Source organism: Psychrobacter sp. FDAARGOS_221 (assembly GCF_002313155.2).
Classification (GTDB): Bacteria; Pseudomonadota; Gammaproteobacteria; order Pseudomonadales; family Moraxellaceae; genus Psychrobacter.
The window spans coordinates 480,688-496,188 of the sequence record NZ_NWFK02000001.1; the positions used below are offsets into that span (position 1 = coordinate 480,688).

Below are 15,501 nucleotides of genomic sequence, written 5' to 3' on the forward strand. Positions count from 1 at the left end.
AACAATGCACTATTTTAACGATGTTAAGCCAGTTATGAGTGAATTTACTGTTATGTTTTATAGCTGTTTTTTGATGAACCAGTTAACTGTCTTTTTAATTGTTTTCTTGATTAGATGTCTTCTTAATCAATTAGCTTCTTAAGCATCTGTTTTCGAAAGTAATTATTTTTTAATTAACGCATCTAGGATAAACAGGCTTGTGTCAGCTTGGCTATGTCAGCTCGAATAAGGTAGGTTAAGCGGTTAAACAATATAGCCCTCTAAAACCTTTTTCAGACCTCTATAAAACTGTGTTAAGACAAAATACCGGCGTTAATAATACCCAGTACCAAGCCACTGATACCGATCAGCCCACCAACCGCTAAGTTATTTCTTTTAATATGCTCAGGCACATCGCCAATGATAGATACCATAATGAAATAGCCAATGATTTGTACAATCATAGCGACCGCACTCCACACTAAAAAGGCGATAAAGCCCGTGTTATAAATGGCGCTGGCAGCGAGCGTCAGTGAAAACCCTATAATGGTCCCGCCAAAACTAAGTGCCGCAGCACCTGAGCCTTTACGAATCAGCGCAATTTCATTGTATGGGGTAATGGCCATATAAATGATGGAAAATACAAGTAGCATGACCACGCCGCCGCCAAAGTAGATGGCGTAATAAAGTAGCTCGGTCTGCAAATCAGCAAAATTTTGCATGAATGATATCCTAGATTTTTTACTTGTTATGAGTCGATTTAATATGAAATATCATCAGTAAATAAATGATTTATCGGTACAGCTTAACACTGCCTTTCTTACATTAGCAACCACAACCAACAGCACTCACCATGTTTGACAGCTAATAACTATTTTTATCAATATTAAGCCCTTCGCTGCCTTCATTTAGACCCTTTGAATAGCCTATTGAGTGATGGCTGCCACCGGTTGATGCTGACGTATGACCTGATTTACGTGCTGCTGCTTTGGCGCAAAGATATCAACACATGCAGTAAATAATGCTTGTGCCTTATCACTATTATCTTGAGTGACATTGCACACATACACATCTAAAGTGACGCTATTGTGCTCACCCCAGGTATGTAAACAAAGATGCGACTCGGCCAATAATAGGGTTAAAGTAACACCGCTACTTTGCACTTGCACTGTCTTGTTTACTGGTTCTACTGATATCTTGTCTGTAGCTATCTCAGCATCTTCAATAGGCTGAAATTGATGCACCGCATGCCCCACTAAGGTTAGACCGGCATCGGCCACGGCTTGCGTCAACTTAGTCAGTAGCGGCTCAATCTCAGTCAATAGCTCGGGCGCACATTGACACTGCCAAAATTCTGCCAGTATATGCTTACCATTTAATGGGCTACGTGGATTAAGATCAGCGGGACGGGCATTATTGTGGCTATTTATCATTGATTACTTATTGATTGTGATACTTTTAGGTAGACTGGCTATAATGAAATGGTTTACTGTACTGTATACTATTTTTTATTAACATACTGTTTTAACTTGTTTTATTTTATCTCTATCCTAGGCTGCTCTTACCCTACTCATCCGACCAATCTTGCAAATAATAATGCACCAATATCTGACGGTCTAAAGTATTGGGCTCAACCTCTATCGGCTGCATATCAGGTGCGAATACAAACATCTCACGACTGACTTCAGGAGTTAGATATCGTACCGGCACCTGATAAGCAGTTGGTGCTTCGAACACTTTGCCAGCACTGGCTACAATAAAGCCCCACTCACCAAACGATGGCACGTAAGTATGATACGGTGTGGTTTTAAAACCGGTCAATTGCAAGGTTTTATTAATCGACCAAAACGAGCGAGGCGCATAATAAGGTGAAGTTGATTGTACCACTATCAGCCCCTCAGCATTGAGGTGTTGTTGCACCAAATGATACATCGACTCCGAATACAATTTAGCCAAGCTATATTGTGACGGATCTGGCAAATCGATGATAATGGCATCAAAGTGTTCGTCATTATCCTCTAGCCATTTATAAGCATCGGCGTTAATGACGTTTACTTTTGGATCATTAAGTGAGTTTTTATTAAGGGTCTTAAAGCGTGGCGTATTGGCAAAAAACTCCGTCATTTTAGGATCTAAATCAACTAAGGTAATTTGCTGAACGCTATCGTACTTTAATACCTCACGTGCTGCCATCCCATCACCGCCGCCTAAGATAAGTACTTTTAAGTCAGGCTTAGAGGCACTTATGCCTTGATGTAACTGTTGCATAATTGGGTGCACTAAAGCTTCATGGTAGCGGTATTCATCACGCGTTGAAAACTGCAGGTTGCCGTTTAAGAACAGCTGTAAATGACCACTTTTTTCTGTCACTACCAAGCGCTGATACGGTGAGTTGGTCGCAAAAATAACCGGTGCTTTAAAGATTTTTTGTTCAGAAAGACTCACTAAACGATCAGCAAACAGCAGGCCAGCTAACAATAGCACCATAGCGACCAATATACGCACTATTAGCCGATCTCTTATCTTGGCATGTGTCGCACGCTGCTGCTTTTGTTCATTAGCACTTAGGCCTTGGGTAGTCAGCACCGCAACTTTGGGATAAAAATGCCACGCTGTCCAACCGGCAACTAACACGTTTAAGATACCAAATAGCACCGCAGATCGAGCCAGCCCCAACATAGGGGCTAACACCAGTGGGAATAATAATGACACCACCAATGCGCCTAGATAATCAAAGGTCAGCACCTTACTCACCAGCTCATGGAACGCTTGCTTTTGTGAGTTTAAAATGCGCATCACCAGCGGAATTTCCATCCCCACTAACGTACCAACACAAATGACCAACGCATATAAAATGGTCTTGAAAGTTGGCAGCCAAGCAAAGGCCAAAAATAGGAAAATAGCAGACAAACCGCCGATTAAGCCAACCAGAACCTCAATCTCGATAAAGCGCTGTAGCACCTTATCTTCAGGCACATATTTGGACAAATGCGAGCCAATGCCCATCGCAAACAGATAAGTACCGATAATGGTCGAGAACTGTAACACCGAATCGCCGAGCACATAACTTGCCAGCGCGCCGGCAATTAACTCATAAGCCAAGCCGCATGAGGCAACAATAAAGACCGACAACACTAACAGTGAGTCGGTGTGCAAACGTTTAAAGCGAAAATTCATAAATCAATATCTTATCGTTTTTATAGATTAACCATGCGCTATGAGGGGCTTTCTTTTTTTAGCCTATCTTTTGACCTGATCAACAAACACGCCATAGCCAGATTGTGGCATCTTATCTACCGGAATAAACTGTAACGCACCGCCATTAATACAATAGCGCAGTCCGGTTTTATCCTTTGGACCATCATTAAACACATGACCTAGATGCGAGTCGGCCACCCGAGAGCGCACCTCAGTGCGCACCATATTATACGCTGTATCTTTGTGCTCAGTAATCACATCAGGTGCAATCGGCTGCCAAAAGCTTGGCCAGCCGCAGCCAGAATCATATTTATGCGTCGATAAGAATAACGGCTCACCGCTGACCACATCGACATAAATGCCTGGCGCAAATAAATGATCGTATTCGTGGCTAAAGGCACGTTCAGTGCCCGCTTTTTGAGTAATCTCATACTGCGATTTGGTCAGTGTATTTTTTAACGCATTTTTATCAAAATTAGCATAACGCTTTGGATTTAATGCTTCAGCGACAGTATTGGCAGGAGCAAGCTTAACCGTTTTACTCGTCGACTGTAACTTATCATCAGCAAGACTTAAATCAATATGACAATAACCATTAGGGTTTTTAGCCAAATAATCTTGGTGATATTCTTCAGCTAATGAGAAGTTCTGTAATGGCTTATTTTCAACCACAATCGGCTTACTGTACTTTGATTCAATCGATTGTAGCGCTTGCTCAACCACTGCTTTATCGCTCGCATCGGTGTAATAGATACCAGTGCGATACTGTACGCCTCTGTCGTTGCCTTGTTTATTTAGGCTAGTCGGATCGATAACACGTAAGTAGTACTTTAACACTGTCTCTAAATCGATTTTATCAGCGTCATAGACTACTTTAACTGTTTCAGCATGCCCAGAGCCAGCAATCACTTGTTCATAACTTGGGTCGGTCAAACTTGGATTGCCATTGGCATAGCCTGAGATGGCATCCACTACCCCATCAACTCGCTCCATATAGGCTTCTAATCCCCAAAAGCAGCCGCCGGCCAAGTAAATGGTCTTGGTATTAATCGGTGCGCCATCTGAATTGTAATAGACACCGTTTTTGTTGTTAGGCGTATCTGATTTAGCACTTTGGCTAGAGTCAACCCCTGCTTGAGCCGGTTTAGCTTTGCTGTTTTTAAGGTCTGCGAAGTCATTACTAGCGTTTTCTGCTAAGGCGTAAGCCTGCTCTTCGGTTAGATTGCCTTTAATCAGACGTACTAGATTGCCCTGTTTATCCAGAATCGCCCAACTTGGATACACCTGCACGCCAAGCTGTTTAATCAGGCTGCCTGAATTATCTATTAATACCGGAAGCTTTGGATAATCGCTCTGCACGCCGGCATACCACTGAGTAAAATCAGCTTCGTCTTTTTCATTAAGATGACCGGGACTCGCCACAGTCACCACATTAAGCCCCGAAAAAGCCGCATCTTTACGCCAAGTTTCAGTTTCTTCAAGCGTGCCCAAACACAGGGGGCACCAGCTCGCCCACAGCTTAACCAAGGTTGGTTTATTGGGGTCTAACACATCTGTACCAGACTCACCTAACCCTTTCGTCAGCTGTGGCAATCCGTTTAATTGATTAAGCACATCGCTTGGCAACATGTCACGACTGTCGGTTACACCCGTATTGGAGGACTGCATGGTTTGTTTGGCACTATTATCTGAATTCACATTACCGCAGGCAGGCAATAAGCTGCTGCTGGCGATGATAAATCCGGTGAGTAATGTCATCCGTTTAAGTTGAGGGTGCATTTGAATATTGACTGATTTTGACATGAGCGTGTTACCTTATATGCTTAGGCTATTTACATAAGCGAATTTAAATTATAAGCTTTGGGCTATATCCCTATAATGGCGACTGTTGACGCTGATTGCAAAGAGGTTTTTGTGATGAGTGTTAAATTTAATCAATTTAATCAATTAATTTCGCACCACTCTATATAATATATACGATAATGATTATCATTTATGTTAAAATATTTGGCATTATTTAATACCAATACTTAAATTTTAATCAAATTATGTCTCCCACTATGATGCGATCATGTTCTAATCAATCTAAATTAAAATCATCAGCCGCTGTCAGCAAGCCTTATCGTAATCGCTTATTGCGCTATTCATTTATTATATTGGGAGGCGTTTTTTTCATCACTGGTGTCATCGGTATCATTTTACCGGTATTACCAACCACACCTTTTATTTTGCTTGCCGCAGCCTGCTGGGCAAAAGGATCTACTAAATTTCATCACTGGCTGATAAACCACAAAACCTTTGGCAATATGGTGATTAACTGGCAACAACATCGCGCCATTCCTCGTCGAGCAAAGTATTTGGCCTGGTCGATGATGAGCTTATCTTGTGGCATGTTGTTTTACCGCCTATCAAATAACTTACAATGGCTGGCTTGGCTAACATCAGTAATTTGTGTTGCTACGGCTATCTGGATGTCTCGCCTGCCTGATGGTTAGTAAGTATAAATAGTTAGTGGACGTAAAAATAGAGAGGAAAAAAGGCCAGATTATTACAGTCTGGCCTTTTTTATAACATTCAGTTTCATATGATTTGTTTTGCACGACTTATTGTCAGTTGACTAGTGTACTGGTTAGGTTATAGTCTGCGAATTACTAAACGGTTACGGTGTTAACCTCGTTAAGCCTACATTTGTAGTACTTGCGCTCGGTTGCCTTGTAACCATTTTAGACTTCTCTAACTATAAGCCACTAAAACTCATAAGTCAGCCCTACTTTATAATTACGTCCTGGCGCTGTATAACGCTCAATACCGGTTCCGTCGTTACCCACCATGGTATTTAGACTAAACTCTGCTAATGATCGCAAATTACTCCATGGGATATATTTAGCGTCAAATACATTATAAACACCAGCAGATAACTTAATATTATCGCGAATCTTTTTGCTGCCATACACATCGTAAACCAACTTAGATTTGGAATGTTCAATCAAATCAAATGGAACGATACCGTAGATCGGATCACTGTAAGGATTTCGATTGGTTTCTGCAAAAACCTTGGCATCGCCTGCTTTTTTGCGGCCAATATAACTCATACTGGCATTCAACTGATAGTCTTTAGCGGCTGACTCATATTGAACCCCTAACTGAGCGCCAGGGGGCTGTGTCGCTAATAAATTAATACCTTTGTCGGTCTTATCTTTGGCATAGCTCACATTGCCAGATAGCTTCAAACTGCCTGCGATATCTGCTATCTCTGAGATATCCCATGTGCCGCCTAGACGGGCACCATAGGTTTTCGCTTTACCTATATTTTGTGCACCAATTAAGTTAATGGTTGAACCCGGCCACCTACCTGGAGCGGGATAATTAGAAAACTGAATAAAGTCATCATAATCGGTATAAAACCCAGTCAAGCTGGTACTAAAGGTATCATAATCAGTGGCTAAGGTTAGCTCATGGTTTTTCGATTGTTCAGGATCCAAGTTAGGATTGGGGGTGAGCTTATTGCCTAAGATTTCAAATGCTGAATACATCTGACTGGTAGAAGGCACCATAAAGCCGGTTGAGTATTTGTAGCCGACCTGCCAATGTGGGGTGAACTTATAATTAAGCGCTATCATGCCACCTACGTTATCCATCCGACGTTTTTTTTCAAAGTCACCATTTGCATAATACTGTTTGACCGCAGCCTCGCCGCTATAATGCTCAATTGACTTAAGCTGAGCGTCTGTCATGTGCGGCTTAAAGTTATAATTATCATAACGTAGGCCTAAAGTGGCTCTTAACTTATCGGTTAACTTAATAGAATCTGATATGGACAGATTAAACACATTGGTTTTGACCGCAGGACCAATAAATGTATCCCACTTACCTATCGTATAGTTATCAGAATACCAATCATAGTTTTTACTTTTGGCATGTAACAACAAGTCATGATCGACAGTCGCATACTTGGTGTTAACGCCAATACTGTGAGTACCAAAACGATCTGTCTCAATCGGTAATAGCTTAGCGTCAATACTGATTTGTTTTACTTTATCTTTTTGAGGGCGGGTATCAATTTGATCCCAGCTATAACTACCATCTCTGTGTCTATGAATCTCAGTGCGCGCAATAGACTCAATTTGTTGCATACTGATGTCTGACTTAATCTCATCAATATAGTCACTTTGTAATGGCGCATAACGATAGTTTATACCGGCACCTTTAAGCTCACTGCTGTCTCTACCCAATTTGGCAGGTGGGTTAGTAAAGTCCTCTGTCGTTGTTGAATAGTTATTGGCCAAACTTTCTCGTTTTTGATAAATGCCTTGCACCCCAATTCTATGATCATCATTGACATGCATATAAAGCTTAGCAATGGCAGCCTCTGTTTTGTAATCTAATGGATCGGGTAACGGAGACTCTCCTGGATAAGTATTATAGTAGTCGTCATCCTCACGGAAACTATAAGCAGGATCCAACTTAGCTGAATCAAATTTTTTCATTTGATGGTTTTTTAACTCATGTCCATCACGACGTACATAATTAATGATAGCCTCGAACTTATCATTGCGTCCTGCCAAGCCCATTGCTTTAGAAAACTCTTCATTTCTATCGCTATAACCCAATTTGGCATAGCCGCCTATTTGCTTGTCAGGCTCGATTAAGTCACTAGGATCTTTTGTTTTGTAATTGACTGAGCCACCCACGGCACCACTACCCGACTGAAACGAGTCTGCACCTACTTGAATACGAGATTCAGATAATATCTCGACATCTGGACTAAAGCGCCCTTCATACATTTTTCCATAGCGAGTGAATACTTCATTGACCTGTCTGTCTGGCAAGCTAACGCCATCCAAGCTTAACGCCACTCGGTTGCCATCGACGCCACGGATAGCAAAGCCTTTATTACCATAACGCCCAATCTCAGCAACACTGATGTCTGTGTTATAGCGCACTAAATCTTGGATACTGTCTATTTGATTGTCGACAATCTGTTTATTGGTTTTAACATCTTCAGTGGCTGATGTGGCTGCTGGTGTCCTTTTCACATTAATCTGTGTGGTTTCAAGTTCAATATGCGGCCTCACCTCTTCATCCGCTGTATTGGCCGCATAAGCACTTTGTATCATGAAAATACTAACTAAAACACTTAACGCATTTCTTGAAAAATTATGTCTTGAAAATTTATGGTCACCCAACCGAGTTTTGATTGGATGAGTTAAATTGCCGACATAGTTATTATTATCTAACTGCTCTAATTGATATACAGCCATCTGTTATTCCACTGTGATTGAAGGTTAATATTACGTTTGCCTTTGTTAATATATTATTGCTAGCGCTAACAGTTAAATGATAATCATTATCATATGTATTTGCAATAGAATTTACAACAAAAATGAAACCTTCTTAAGCGGTTCAATTTCAAAATTAATGAAATTTATAGATATGGAGTTCTGAAATGGAGTATTGAAGGATATGATATATAGTATTAAAGAGGGCTTGATAAGGTAAGAATACAAGCTAAGCCAGTAAGCTAAAGAAATGTGTTAGGGCAGAACATTTGCTAGGATTACGCATTAACGTTTTCATTGATTTCGATACCTGGGGGTAAAGCACTGTTTCTGAGGTCTAGTCGCTCAATATGCTGCATTCTAAATAAACTATTACCATGAAAGAACATCTCAACAATCTCTTGACGCAGCGTCTTATAACTTAGGCGCTTATCCAGTGTTGAGCTTGAGTGCTAATCCTGTGATTGCATATAAACGTCAAAGTCCACCTGTTCACAAAATATGGCATAAGCATAATAATCATAACTGGCGCTTAACTTAGCTTGACCAAGACAAACCCTGACCTGAGCGGGTGTATAGAAGTCAGACTTACCAAAAGCTTGTCCCAAAGGCTTGGGTAACTTTAATAGATAGCTGTGCAGTATGTGATGCTTTTTATATTTGCAAAGTGTTTTCATCGTATTGCAACCTATCTGTAGTCAATAGTTTATAGAGTTTGCAGTGATTATTATGCTGTTTCCGTACGTCATATAAATCGTTGCCTACTAGCTAGCCAACCCTCAGAAACGTACGCTATCCTCTACAACCTCTACCCTCTGGCTACCATAAAGCGCTCAACATAGGCATCAGCAGGATTGTCCTGCAATTGCTGCGGTGTGCCGGTTTGTACCAGACGACCGCCATTTAAGATACTAATGCGGCTACCAAGCTTAACCGCTTCATCAATATCATGGGTAATAAACACGATGGTTTTGTTCAGTTTGTGCTGTAGCTCAAGTAATTGATCTTGCAACTGACCGCGTATTAACGGATCAAGCGCTGAGAACGCCTCATCCATTAGGATAATCGGCGTATCCACTGCGAGTGCTCGTGCCAAGCCCACACGCTGCTGCATACCGCCTGAAAGCTCATCGGGGTAGCTATTCTCTACACCCTCTAAACCGACTTCATTGAGCCAATGCCGTGCGATCTCATGGCGCTCAGATTTGCGCATTTTGCGAACTCTAAGCCCGTAAGCCACATTTTGAATCACCGTCATATGCGGCACCAGACCGAAATTCTGAAACACCATACTGACATTGTTTTGACGAAACTGCTGTAACGGCTTATCGCTGAGACTGAGCACATTGATCACATTGGGCTGATCGGCTAATTGCTCAGCACTGTCTAGATAATCAGGCGTGCCTGCGCTATGCTGAGTGTCTATCCAAATCTTGCCCTCTGTGGGGTCAATTAAGCGATTGATATGGCGAATCAAGGTTGATTTGCCTGAGCCTGACAGCCCCATGACACAGTGCAGCTCGCCGGCCTCGATACTAAGATTAATATTATATAGCCCTACCGAATAGCCGGTTTGCTCACGCAGCTCGCTACTACTCATGCCTTGCTGCAAAAGCTTTAGCGCTTGCGCAGCTTCACTGGGACTGACATCAAAGACTTTACTGACGTTTTCTAATCGAATGTGGCTCATAGCGGTGTTCTTTTTATCAATAAATTAAGTTGTTTTTATCGTCTGATTTTTAGCTTGTTTTAGGCTTAACTTGTTTTATGCTTAAACAGTCTAGTTTTTATTATGATGACGTAGCTCATCACGCGCGCGTCGTCCTTGACCAAAGGCTTGAGTAATGCGGTCAATAATAATCGCCATAATCACAATCGCTGTGCCTGCCTGCAATCCTTGACCAATATTTAGCGTCTGAATCGATTGCAACACATCCTCGCCAAGTCCTGGCGCACCAATCATAGATGCCAATACGACCATCGACAGCGACATCATTACTGCTTGGTTAATACCGGCCATAATACTGGGCAGCGCTTGCGGCAATTTAATCCAAATTAATAGCTGCTTATGATTACTACCAAAAGAGCGGCCAGCCTCAACCATCTCATGCGGCACTTGCTTAATACCCAGCATGGTTAGGCGAATTAACGGCGGCAAAGCATAGATAACGGTTGCAAATAAGGCGGGTACTTTACCGATACCGAACAACATCAATACTGGAATGAGATACACAAAGCTTGGCATGGTCTGCATCACATCGAGCACTGGGGTGACGATACGGCGCAAACGATTGCTTCCGGCCATCAAGATACCCATCGGAATACCGATGACTATGGTAACAATCACTGAGACAATCAGTAGCGCTAAGGTCTGTACTAACGCTGGCCACAGTCCAAACGCACCGATTAAAAACAGCCCTATCGCGCAGGTCGCTGCAAACCATAATTTACGAGTTGCTAGCCAGCCCAAGAGCGCCACTAGCCCAATAATGAACCAAGGTGGTACGACCGTCATTAATCGTTCTATCGGCAGCAATAAATAGGTCAAAGTCACTTGGCTAATCGAGCGAAAGATATCACCAAAGTTTTGAACAATATAACTGAGCGAGTCATTTAATTGATTTTCAAAGGACCACTCTGGGAACCAACTAAAGGCGGCTGCATCGCTATTGATAGCGTTATTACCATTACTATCCGCTGCAGAGCCCTCTAAGGATACATTCAGCGCTGTGGCTAAATTTTGTGAGGCCTCAGGGGTTAGCCACTGTTGCCATAATTGCGGATTTTGCTGCAAGAATAGCTTGGCTTGCTCCTCCCCGCTACGCTTGTTTTCACTCATCTCCAAGATAGCACCGTTTAGGGTATCTGGCGTAAACTGCACCTGCTTAAACGCATCCACTAAGTCAGGATAGCCCTCAACAAAAGGTGTGGATACGGCAACCCCTAAATTTGATACAGGGAAACCTGACACACAATCTGTCTGACTGTTGGCATCAAGTAGCTTGTCCCAGCACTGCTCATCATGCTTGGCAAACGGGATTTCGGCAAAGTCATATTTGGCCATCAGCCCCGTTGGCTGCCAATAATAAAACAGTAGCGGTTTGCGCTGCTCAAAGGCGGACGATATGGCTGCATCTAGCGCAGCACCCGTACCAGGGTGCACATTATTAAATTTAACTCCGTCACTATTGGGTTTGGTCAAACCAGTGTTTTTGAGTAAATGCGTATTAAATACTTCACAAGTCCAACCGGTTGGACAGTTTAAGAAACGTGCATTAGACGGGTTTTCAGGATCGGTAAACAGATGAGCGTATTTGGGTAGGTCTTGATAGCTTTTTAGTCCAGGATTGTCTTCCAGTACGTATTTGGGCACATACCAACCCTGAGTGGCACCGCCCTCTAACGTATCACCAATTACCGCCGCCTTATTTGCTGCAATCGCTTCTTGCATGATTGGCGAGCGCCCAACCCACTGCTCGCCAATCACTTGTATGTCATTTTGCGACAGCGCATTCTCTAGTGCCGGTCCCGTACCTGGTACTAGCTCGGTTTCACAGCCATAGCCGTCTTCGGCAATCATTTGCAGCACCGAAGATATGAATTGACCACTCTCCCATGTCAGTGAGCCAAACTTAACCGGTGCACTGTCTGCTTCACCGCAAGCCGCCATGGCTGGGGTTGACCAGAATGACAAGCACAACAGCATTAAGCCTAATAAGGAGAAAGGTTTAGAGAAATGTCTAGAAGATGAGCTATGTGCGCGCAAGGGAATACCTATATTTTATTATTTTAAAGTATGAGTTTTTATGATTGTTGCTATCTATCAGCCGGTCATATATCAGGTTGCAAGCTATTGACCGCTTTAATCTAAATCTACCTTACCACGTAACGCCTTGGTCCTGCCACGTTGAACTTTGTTATCGGTGCGTCTGCGTTTGGCATTACGACTTGGTTTGGTTGGTCTGCGGGTTTTATTGACCTCAGTGCCTTTACTAATAAATTCTTTGAGACGCTCAATGGCATCGAGCTTATTACGCTCTTGGGTACGGTGCTGCTGCGCTTTGATGATGAGCACCCCTTCTTTGGTAATGCGGCTGTCTTTGGTGTCTAGTAATCGCTGTTTAAGTTCATCACTTAGACTTGAGGCAGGAATATCAAAGCGCAAGTGAATAGCAGACGACACTTTATTGACGTTTTGCCCGCCAGCGCCTTGTGCCCGCATAGGATTGAGTTCTACTTCATTGTCGCTCAAGCTGATGCTGTTATTGATTATAATCATTGTTTTGTATCACGACTCTTTTATGGTTTTGGTTGCTTTGATTAAATTAGTAATGTCAGTTGTTAATAAAAAAGTGTTACTGATGAAAAAAAAGCCCCTCTATATATCTGCTATAGAAGGGCTATTACATATTGGCTAACTATCAATTAAACTTATTTAGTTAAATACTTTAAGCCTTTTCTAAACAAATTACTGTACGGCGGCAGCATAATGCTCATCGCGTTCAGTTTTGACTGTACAAATACCGGCTTCATATGGCTCATGCGCTCAAAGCCCCACTTGCCATGATAGGCACCTATCCCAGACTCACCGACACCGCCAAATGGCAGTTCATGCTGTGCCACATGCATAATCACTTCATTAATTGCAACGCCGCCAGAAACGGTATGCGAGCGCACGTAATCAATATTTTTATTGTCTTCACCAAAGATGTATAACGCCAGTGGACGTGGGCGACTATTGACGAACTCAACCGCATCACGCAATCCATTGACATGAATTAATGGCAGGATAGGTGCAAACAGCTCATTTTGCATTACTTCGGTTTCAGGGTCTGGATTTAAGACGATAACCGGCGGCAATAAGCGCTTTTCTGCATCTGCTTCCACATTGGTTAATGGCACCACTTGTTCTTTTGGTAAAGGCGATAAGTACCCTTGCAGGCGCTTAAAGTGTGCATCATTAATAATACGAGTGTAATCGTCATTGCTCTCAATATTAGGGTAATGCTTCAGCAGCCACTCTTTGGCCAACTTGACAAACTTACTGTGCAGCGAAGAATGAATCAACACATAGTCTGGGGCAATACAGGTTTGACCGGCATTTAAGGTCTTACCCATCATAACGCGATTGACCACATTTTCTAAATCAGCGTCATCTAAAACCACAACCGGCGACTTACCGCCTAACTCTAAGGTCACTGGCGTTAGATTCGGCGCTGCTGCTGCCATCACCTTGCGGCCAACACTGGTTGAGCCGGTATATAACAGATGGTCAAAAGGCATCTCGCTAAAGGCAACCGCAATATCAACATCGCCTACGACCACAGAAACCATATCAGGTGAAAAATGCTTGGCAACAGCTTGAGCAAAGGCTTCTGCAAATAACGGAGCCGACTCACTCATCTTAATCATCACACGGTTACCCGCAGCCAACGCATCAATCATTGGACCAATAGATAAGAAGATTGGATAGTTCCAAGGGGCAATCACACCAACTAGACCTAGCGGCTGTGGCTGAATTTCATTATAAGCGGGACGGAACAGGGTTGAGATACCAGCGCGGCGGGTTTTCATCCATGACTTACCATGCTTTTTGGCATGGGCAATACCTTGGAAGCTTGGGAAAAGTTCTGCAAAATTGGTCTCATCTTGGCTGCGATGACCAAAGTCTTGACTAATGGCATCGGCGAAAACTTGTTGGTTCTTAGCCAACATGGTTTCTAAACTATCTAGCAAAGCCTCTCTATCAATCCAAGAATTAAGCGGCTTTTTGCGGCTTAATGCCCGCATGTGGTCAAACTGTGCCTGTAACTGATCAATTGTAGTGATAATACTTTGACTCATACAAATATCCTTTTGGTATGTTACTTGGTACGCTACTGATTGCTTTATACGCTGCAAATTAGTCAGTTTCGGATCAGCCTTTGTTATTGTTAAGCTAGATACGAAATAGGTTTAAGTTGCCCGCTTGCCGCTAATACAACAGGCAAACTGAACATTAACTAATTTAAGCAAAATAACATAAAACACAGCTTTAGTGTGTATTAAATCAATAATTTAAAGTCACAGCCCATTAGATGAAAGGGGTTTAATGTGGCTCGCCCGGTAAGATTCGTGCAAAAGCTCTTTGCAAGATATTTGGCTTAGATTTCTTGCGTTTTGCAGATTTAAAGTCAGGAAATAAACGAAAGCCTAAAGACTGAATACCCAAGTTAAACTTAGGCACTAAGGCATAAGTGGCTGACGCAAAGCGTCCCATATTACTTGAGATACTGACCGGCTTTTCGATAATAGCTTTGGCTACCAGATCTGCTGCCTCTTGAGGGCTTAGCGCTGGCATATAATTATACATTTTGGTTGGTGCAATCATCGGCGTACGCACTAAGGGCATATATATGGAGGTTAAATTTACTTTTTTGCCTTTAACCTCTGCTGCTATACAACGACTAAAGGCGTCAAGTGCCGCTTTTGAAGCCACATAAGCTGAAAATCTAGGTGTATTAGCTAGCACTCCAATCGACGAGATGTTGATAATATGTCCTTTTTTACGTTTAAGCATGCTAGGCATCAGTTCTAATACTAATTTGACAGCACCAAAGTAGTTGATATCCATTGTACGCTCAAAGTCGTGAAAACGATCCAATGACTCATTGATTGAGCGTCGAATCGAGCGCCCAGCGTTGTTTACTAAGATATCAACATGCTTGTGTTCTTTTAATATCTTACGTACTGTTTTCTCAATGGCTTTCGTATCAGTTAAGTCACAACTATAAACACTGGCTTTACCAGAAAAAGCACTGATTTTCGCCTGCACTTGCTGTAGCTTATCCATAGATCTGGCAATTAAAATAACATGTGCACCAGCCGCTGCAAGCATATAAGCTGTGCTTTCGCCTATACCACTTGAGCCACCAGTGATAATGATATTTTTGTTTTTCACTACTCGGCTTAATGTGCTTTTATACATCTAATAACCCTTATTTATTGATATTTTTGTTTGTCATTTTTATACAGTAAATTGAGAACATGATCTAGACTATGGCGA

Annotated in this window: 12 protein-coding genes; 1 reads left to right on the forward strand and 11 read right to left on the reverse strand. The window is 42.4% G+C overall.

Translation table 11 applies throughout. The features are described 5' to 3' along the window. Positions 1-293: 293 nt before the first annotated feature. The 4 genes from A6J60_RS02035 to msrAB all read right to left on the reverse strand — a co-directional run bounded on the left by A6J60_RS02035 (position 294) and on the right by msrAB (position 4,980). Positions 294-701 (reverse strand): DUF350 domain-containing protein, encoded by a 408-nt coding sequence (locus A6J60_RS02035; protein ID WP_096064521.1) that lies wholly within the window; start codon positions 699-701, stop codon positions 294-296. A gap of 204 nt (positions 702-905) precedes the next feature. Continuing rightward, positions 906-1,412, reverse strand: coding sequence for an S-adenosylmethionine decarboxylase family protein (locus A6J60_RS02040; RefSeq protein WP_096064522.1), 507 nt, complete (start codon positions 1,410-1,412; stop codon positions 906-908). Positions 1,413-1,545: 133 nt separating this feature from the next. Next, positions 1,546-3,156 carry a polyamine aminopropyltransferase gene (locus A6J60_RS02045; protein WP_096064523.1) on the reverse strand — a complete coding sequence of 537 codons (1,611 nt, stop codon included), beginning with the start codon at positions 3,154-3,156 and terminating at the stop codon, positions 1,546-1,548. A 63-nt stretch (positions 3,157-3,219) separates the two neighbouring features. After that, positions 3,220-4,980, reverse strand: a complete 1,761-nt coding sequence (msrAB, locus tag A6J60_RS02050; protein ID WP_413772353.1) for a bifunctional peptide-methionine (S)-S-oxide reductase MsrA/peptide-methionine (R)-S-oxide reductase MsrB — start codon at positions 4,978-4,980, stop codon at positions 3,220-3,222. Between the two features lie 257 nt (positions 4,981-5,237). Here msrAB and A6J60_RS02055 point away from each other — a divergent pair, with 257 nt between their 5' ends. After that, a complete protein-coding gene (locus tag A6J60_RS02055) occupies positions 5,238-5,672 on the forward strand; it encodes a YbaN family protein (protein ID WP_096064524.1) in 435 nt (144 codons plus the stop codon). A gap of 252 nt (positions 5,673-5,924) precedes the next feature. Here A6J60_RS02055 and A6J60_RS02060 read toward each other — a convergent pair whose 3' ends face one another. From A6J60_RS02060 to A6J60_RS02090, 7 genes are all read right to left on the reverse strand, one after another. Continuing rightward, complete coding sequence (locus A6J60_RS02060; protein ID WP_096064525.1) at positions 5,925-8,438, reverse strand: TonB-dependent hemoglobin/transferrin/lactoferrin family receptor; 2,514 nt, start codon at positions 8,436-8,438, stop codon at positions 5,925-5,927. A 470-nt stretch (positions 8,439-8,908) separates the two neighbouring features. Further along, positions 8,909-9,133 carry a DUF6559 family protein gene (locus A6J60_RS13710; protein WP_096064526.1) on the reverse strand — a complete coding sequence of 75 codons (225 nt, stop codon included), beginning with the start codon at positions 9,131-9,133 and terminating at the stop codon, positions 8,909-8,911. Positions 9,134-9,264: 131 nt separating this feature from the next. Next, complete coding sequence (locus tag A6J60_RS02070; RefSeq protein ID WP_096064527.1) at positions 9,265-10,146, reverse strand: ATP-binding cassette domain-containing protein; 882 nt, start codon at positions 10,144-10,146, stop codon at positions 9,265-9,267. A 90-nt stretch (positions 10,147-10,236) separates the two neighbouring features. Continuing rightward, positions 10,237-12,162 (reverse strand): glycine betaine ABC transporter substrate-binding protein, encoded by a 1,926-nt coding sequence (locus A6J60_RS02075; protein WP_096064528.1) that lies wholly within the window; start codon positions 12,160-12,162, stop codon positions 10,237-10,239. A 156-nt stretch (positions 12,163-12,318) separates the two neighbouring features. After that, positions 12,319-12,735, reverse strand: a complete 417-nt coding sequence (gene arfB / locus A6J60_RS02080) for an alternative ribosome rescue aminoacyl-tRNA hydrolase ArfB (protein WP_096064529.1) — start codon at positions 12,733-12,735, stop codon at positions 12,319-12,321. Between the two features lie 152 nt (positions 12,736-12,887). Next, positions 12,888-14,300, reverse strand: a complete 1,413-nt coding sequence (locus A6J60_RS02085) for a coniferyl aldehyde dehydrogenase (RefSeq protein WP_096064530.1) — start codon at positions 14,298-14,300, stop codon at positions 12,888-12,890. Positions 14,301-14,544: 244 nt separating this feature from the next. Beyond that, positions 14,545-15,423: an SDR family NAD(P)-dependent oxidoreductase gene (locus A6J60_RS02090; protein ID WP_096064531.1), complete on the reverse strand. Its 879-nt coding sequence runs from the start codon at positions 15,421-15,423 to the stop codon at positions 14,545-14,547. Between the last annotated feature and the right edge of the window lie 78 nt (positions 15,424-15,501).

What these genes read in the sequence shown, in the direction of transcription:
- A6J60_RS02035 (WP_096064521.1), bottom strand. Translation starts at nt 701, where the DNA reads ATGCAAAATTTTGCTGATTTGCAGACCGAGCTACTTTATTACGCCATC.
- A6J60_RS02040 (WP_096064522.1), bottom strand. Translation starts at nt 1,412, where the DNA reads ATGATAAATAGCCACAATAATGCCCGTCCCGCTGATCTTAATCCACGT.
- A6J60_RS02045 (WP_096064523.1), bottom strand. Translation starts at nt 3,156, where the DNA reads ATGAATTTTCGCTTTAAACGTTTGCACACCGACTCACTGTTAGTGTTG.
- msrAB (WP_413772353.1), bottom strand. Translation starts at nt 4,980, where the DNA reads ATGTCAAAATCAGTCAATATTCAAATGCACCCTCAACTTAAACGGATG.
- A6J60_RS02055 (WP_096064524.1), top strand. Translation starts at nt 5,238, where the DNA reads ATGATGCGATCATGTTCTAATCAATCTAAATTAAAATCATCAGCCGCT.
- A6J60_RS02060 (WP_096064525.1), bottom strand. Translation starts at nt 8,438, where the DNA reads ATGGCTGTATATCAATTAGAGCAGTTAGATAATAATAACTATGTCGGC.
- A6J60_RS13710 (WP_096064526.1), bottom strand. Translation starts at nt 9,133, where the DNA reads ATGAAAACACTTTGCAAATATAAAAAGCATCACATACTGCACAGCTAT.
- A6J60_RS02070 (WP_096064527.1), bottom strand. Translation starts at nt 10,146, where the DNA reads ATGAGCCACATTCGATTAGAAAACGTCAGTAAAGTCTTTGATGTCAGT.
- A6J60_RS02075 (WP_096064528.1), bottom strand. Translation starts at nt 12,162, where the DNA reads ATGCTGTTGTGCTTGTCATTCTGGTCAACCCCAGCCATGGCGGCTTGC.
- arfB (WP_096064529.1), bottom strand. Translation starts at nt 12,735, where the DNA reads ATGATTATAATCAATAACAGCATCAGCTTGAGCGACAATGAAGTAGAA.
- A6J60_RS02085 (WP_096064530.1), bottom strand. Translation starts at nt 14,300, where the DNA reads ATGAGTCAAAGTATTATCACTACAATTGATCAGTTACAGGCACAGTTT.
- A6J60_RS02090 (WP_096064531.1), bottom strand. Translation starts at nt 15,423, where the DNA reads ATGTATAAAAGCACATTAAGCCGAGTAGTGAAAAACAAAAATATCATT.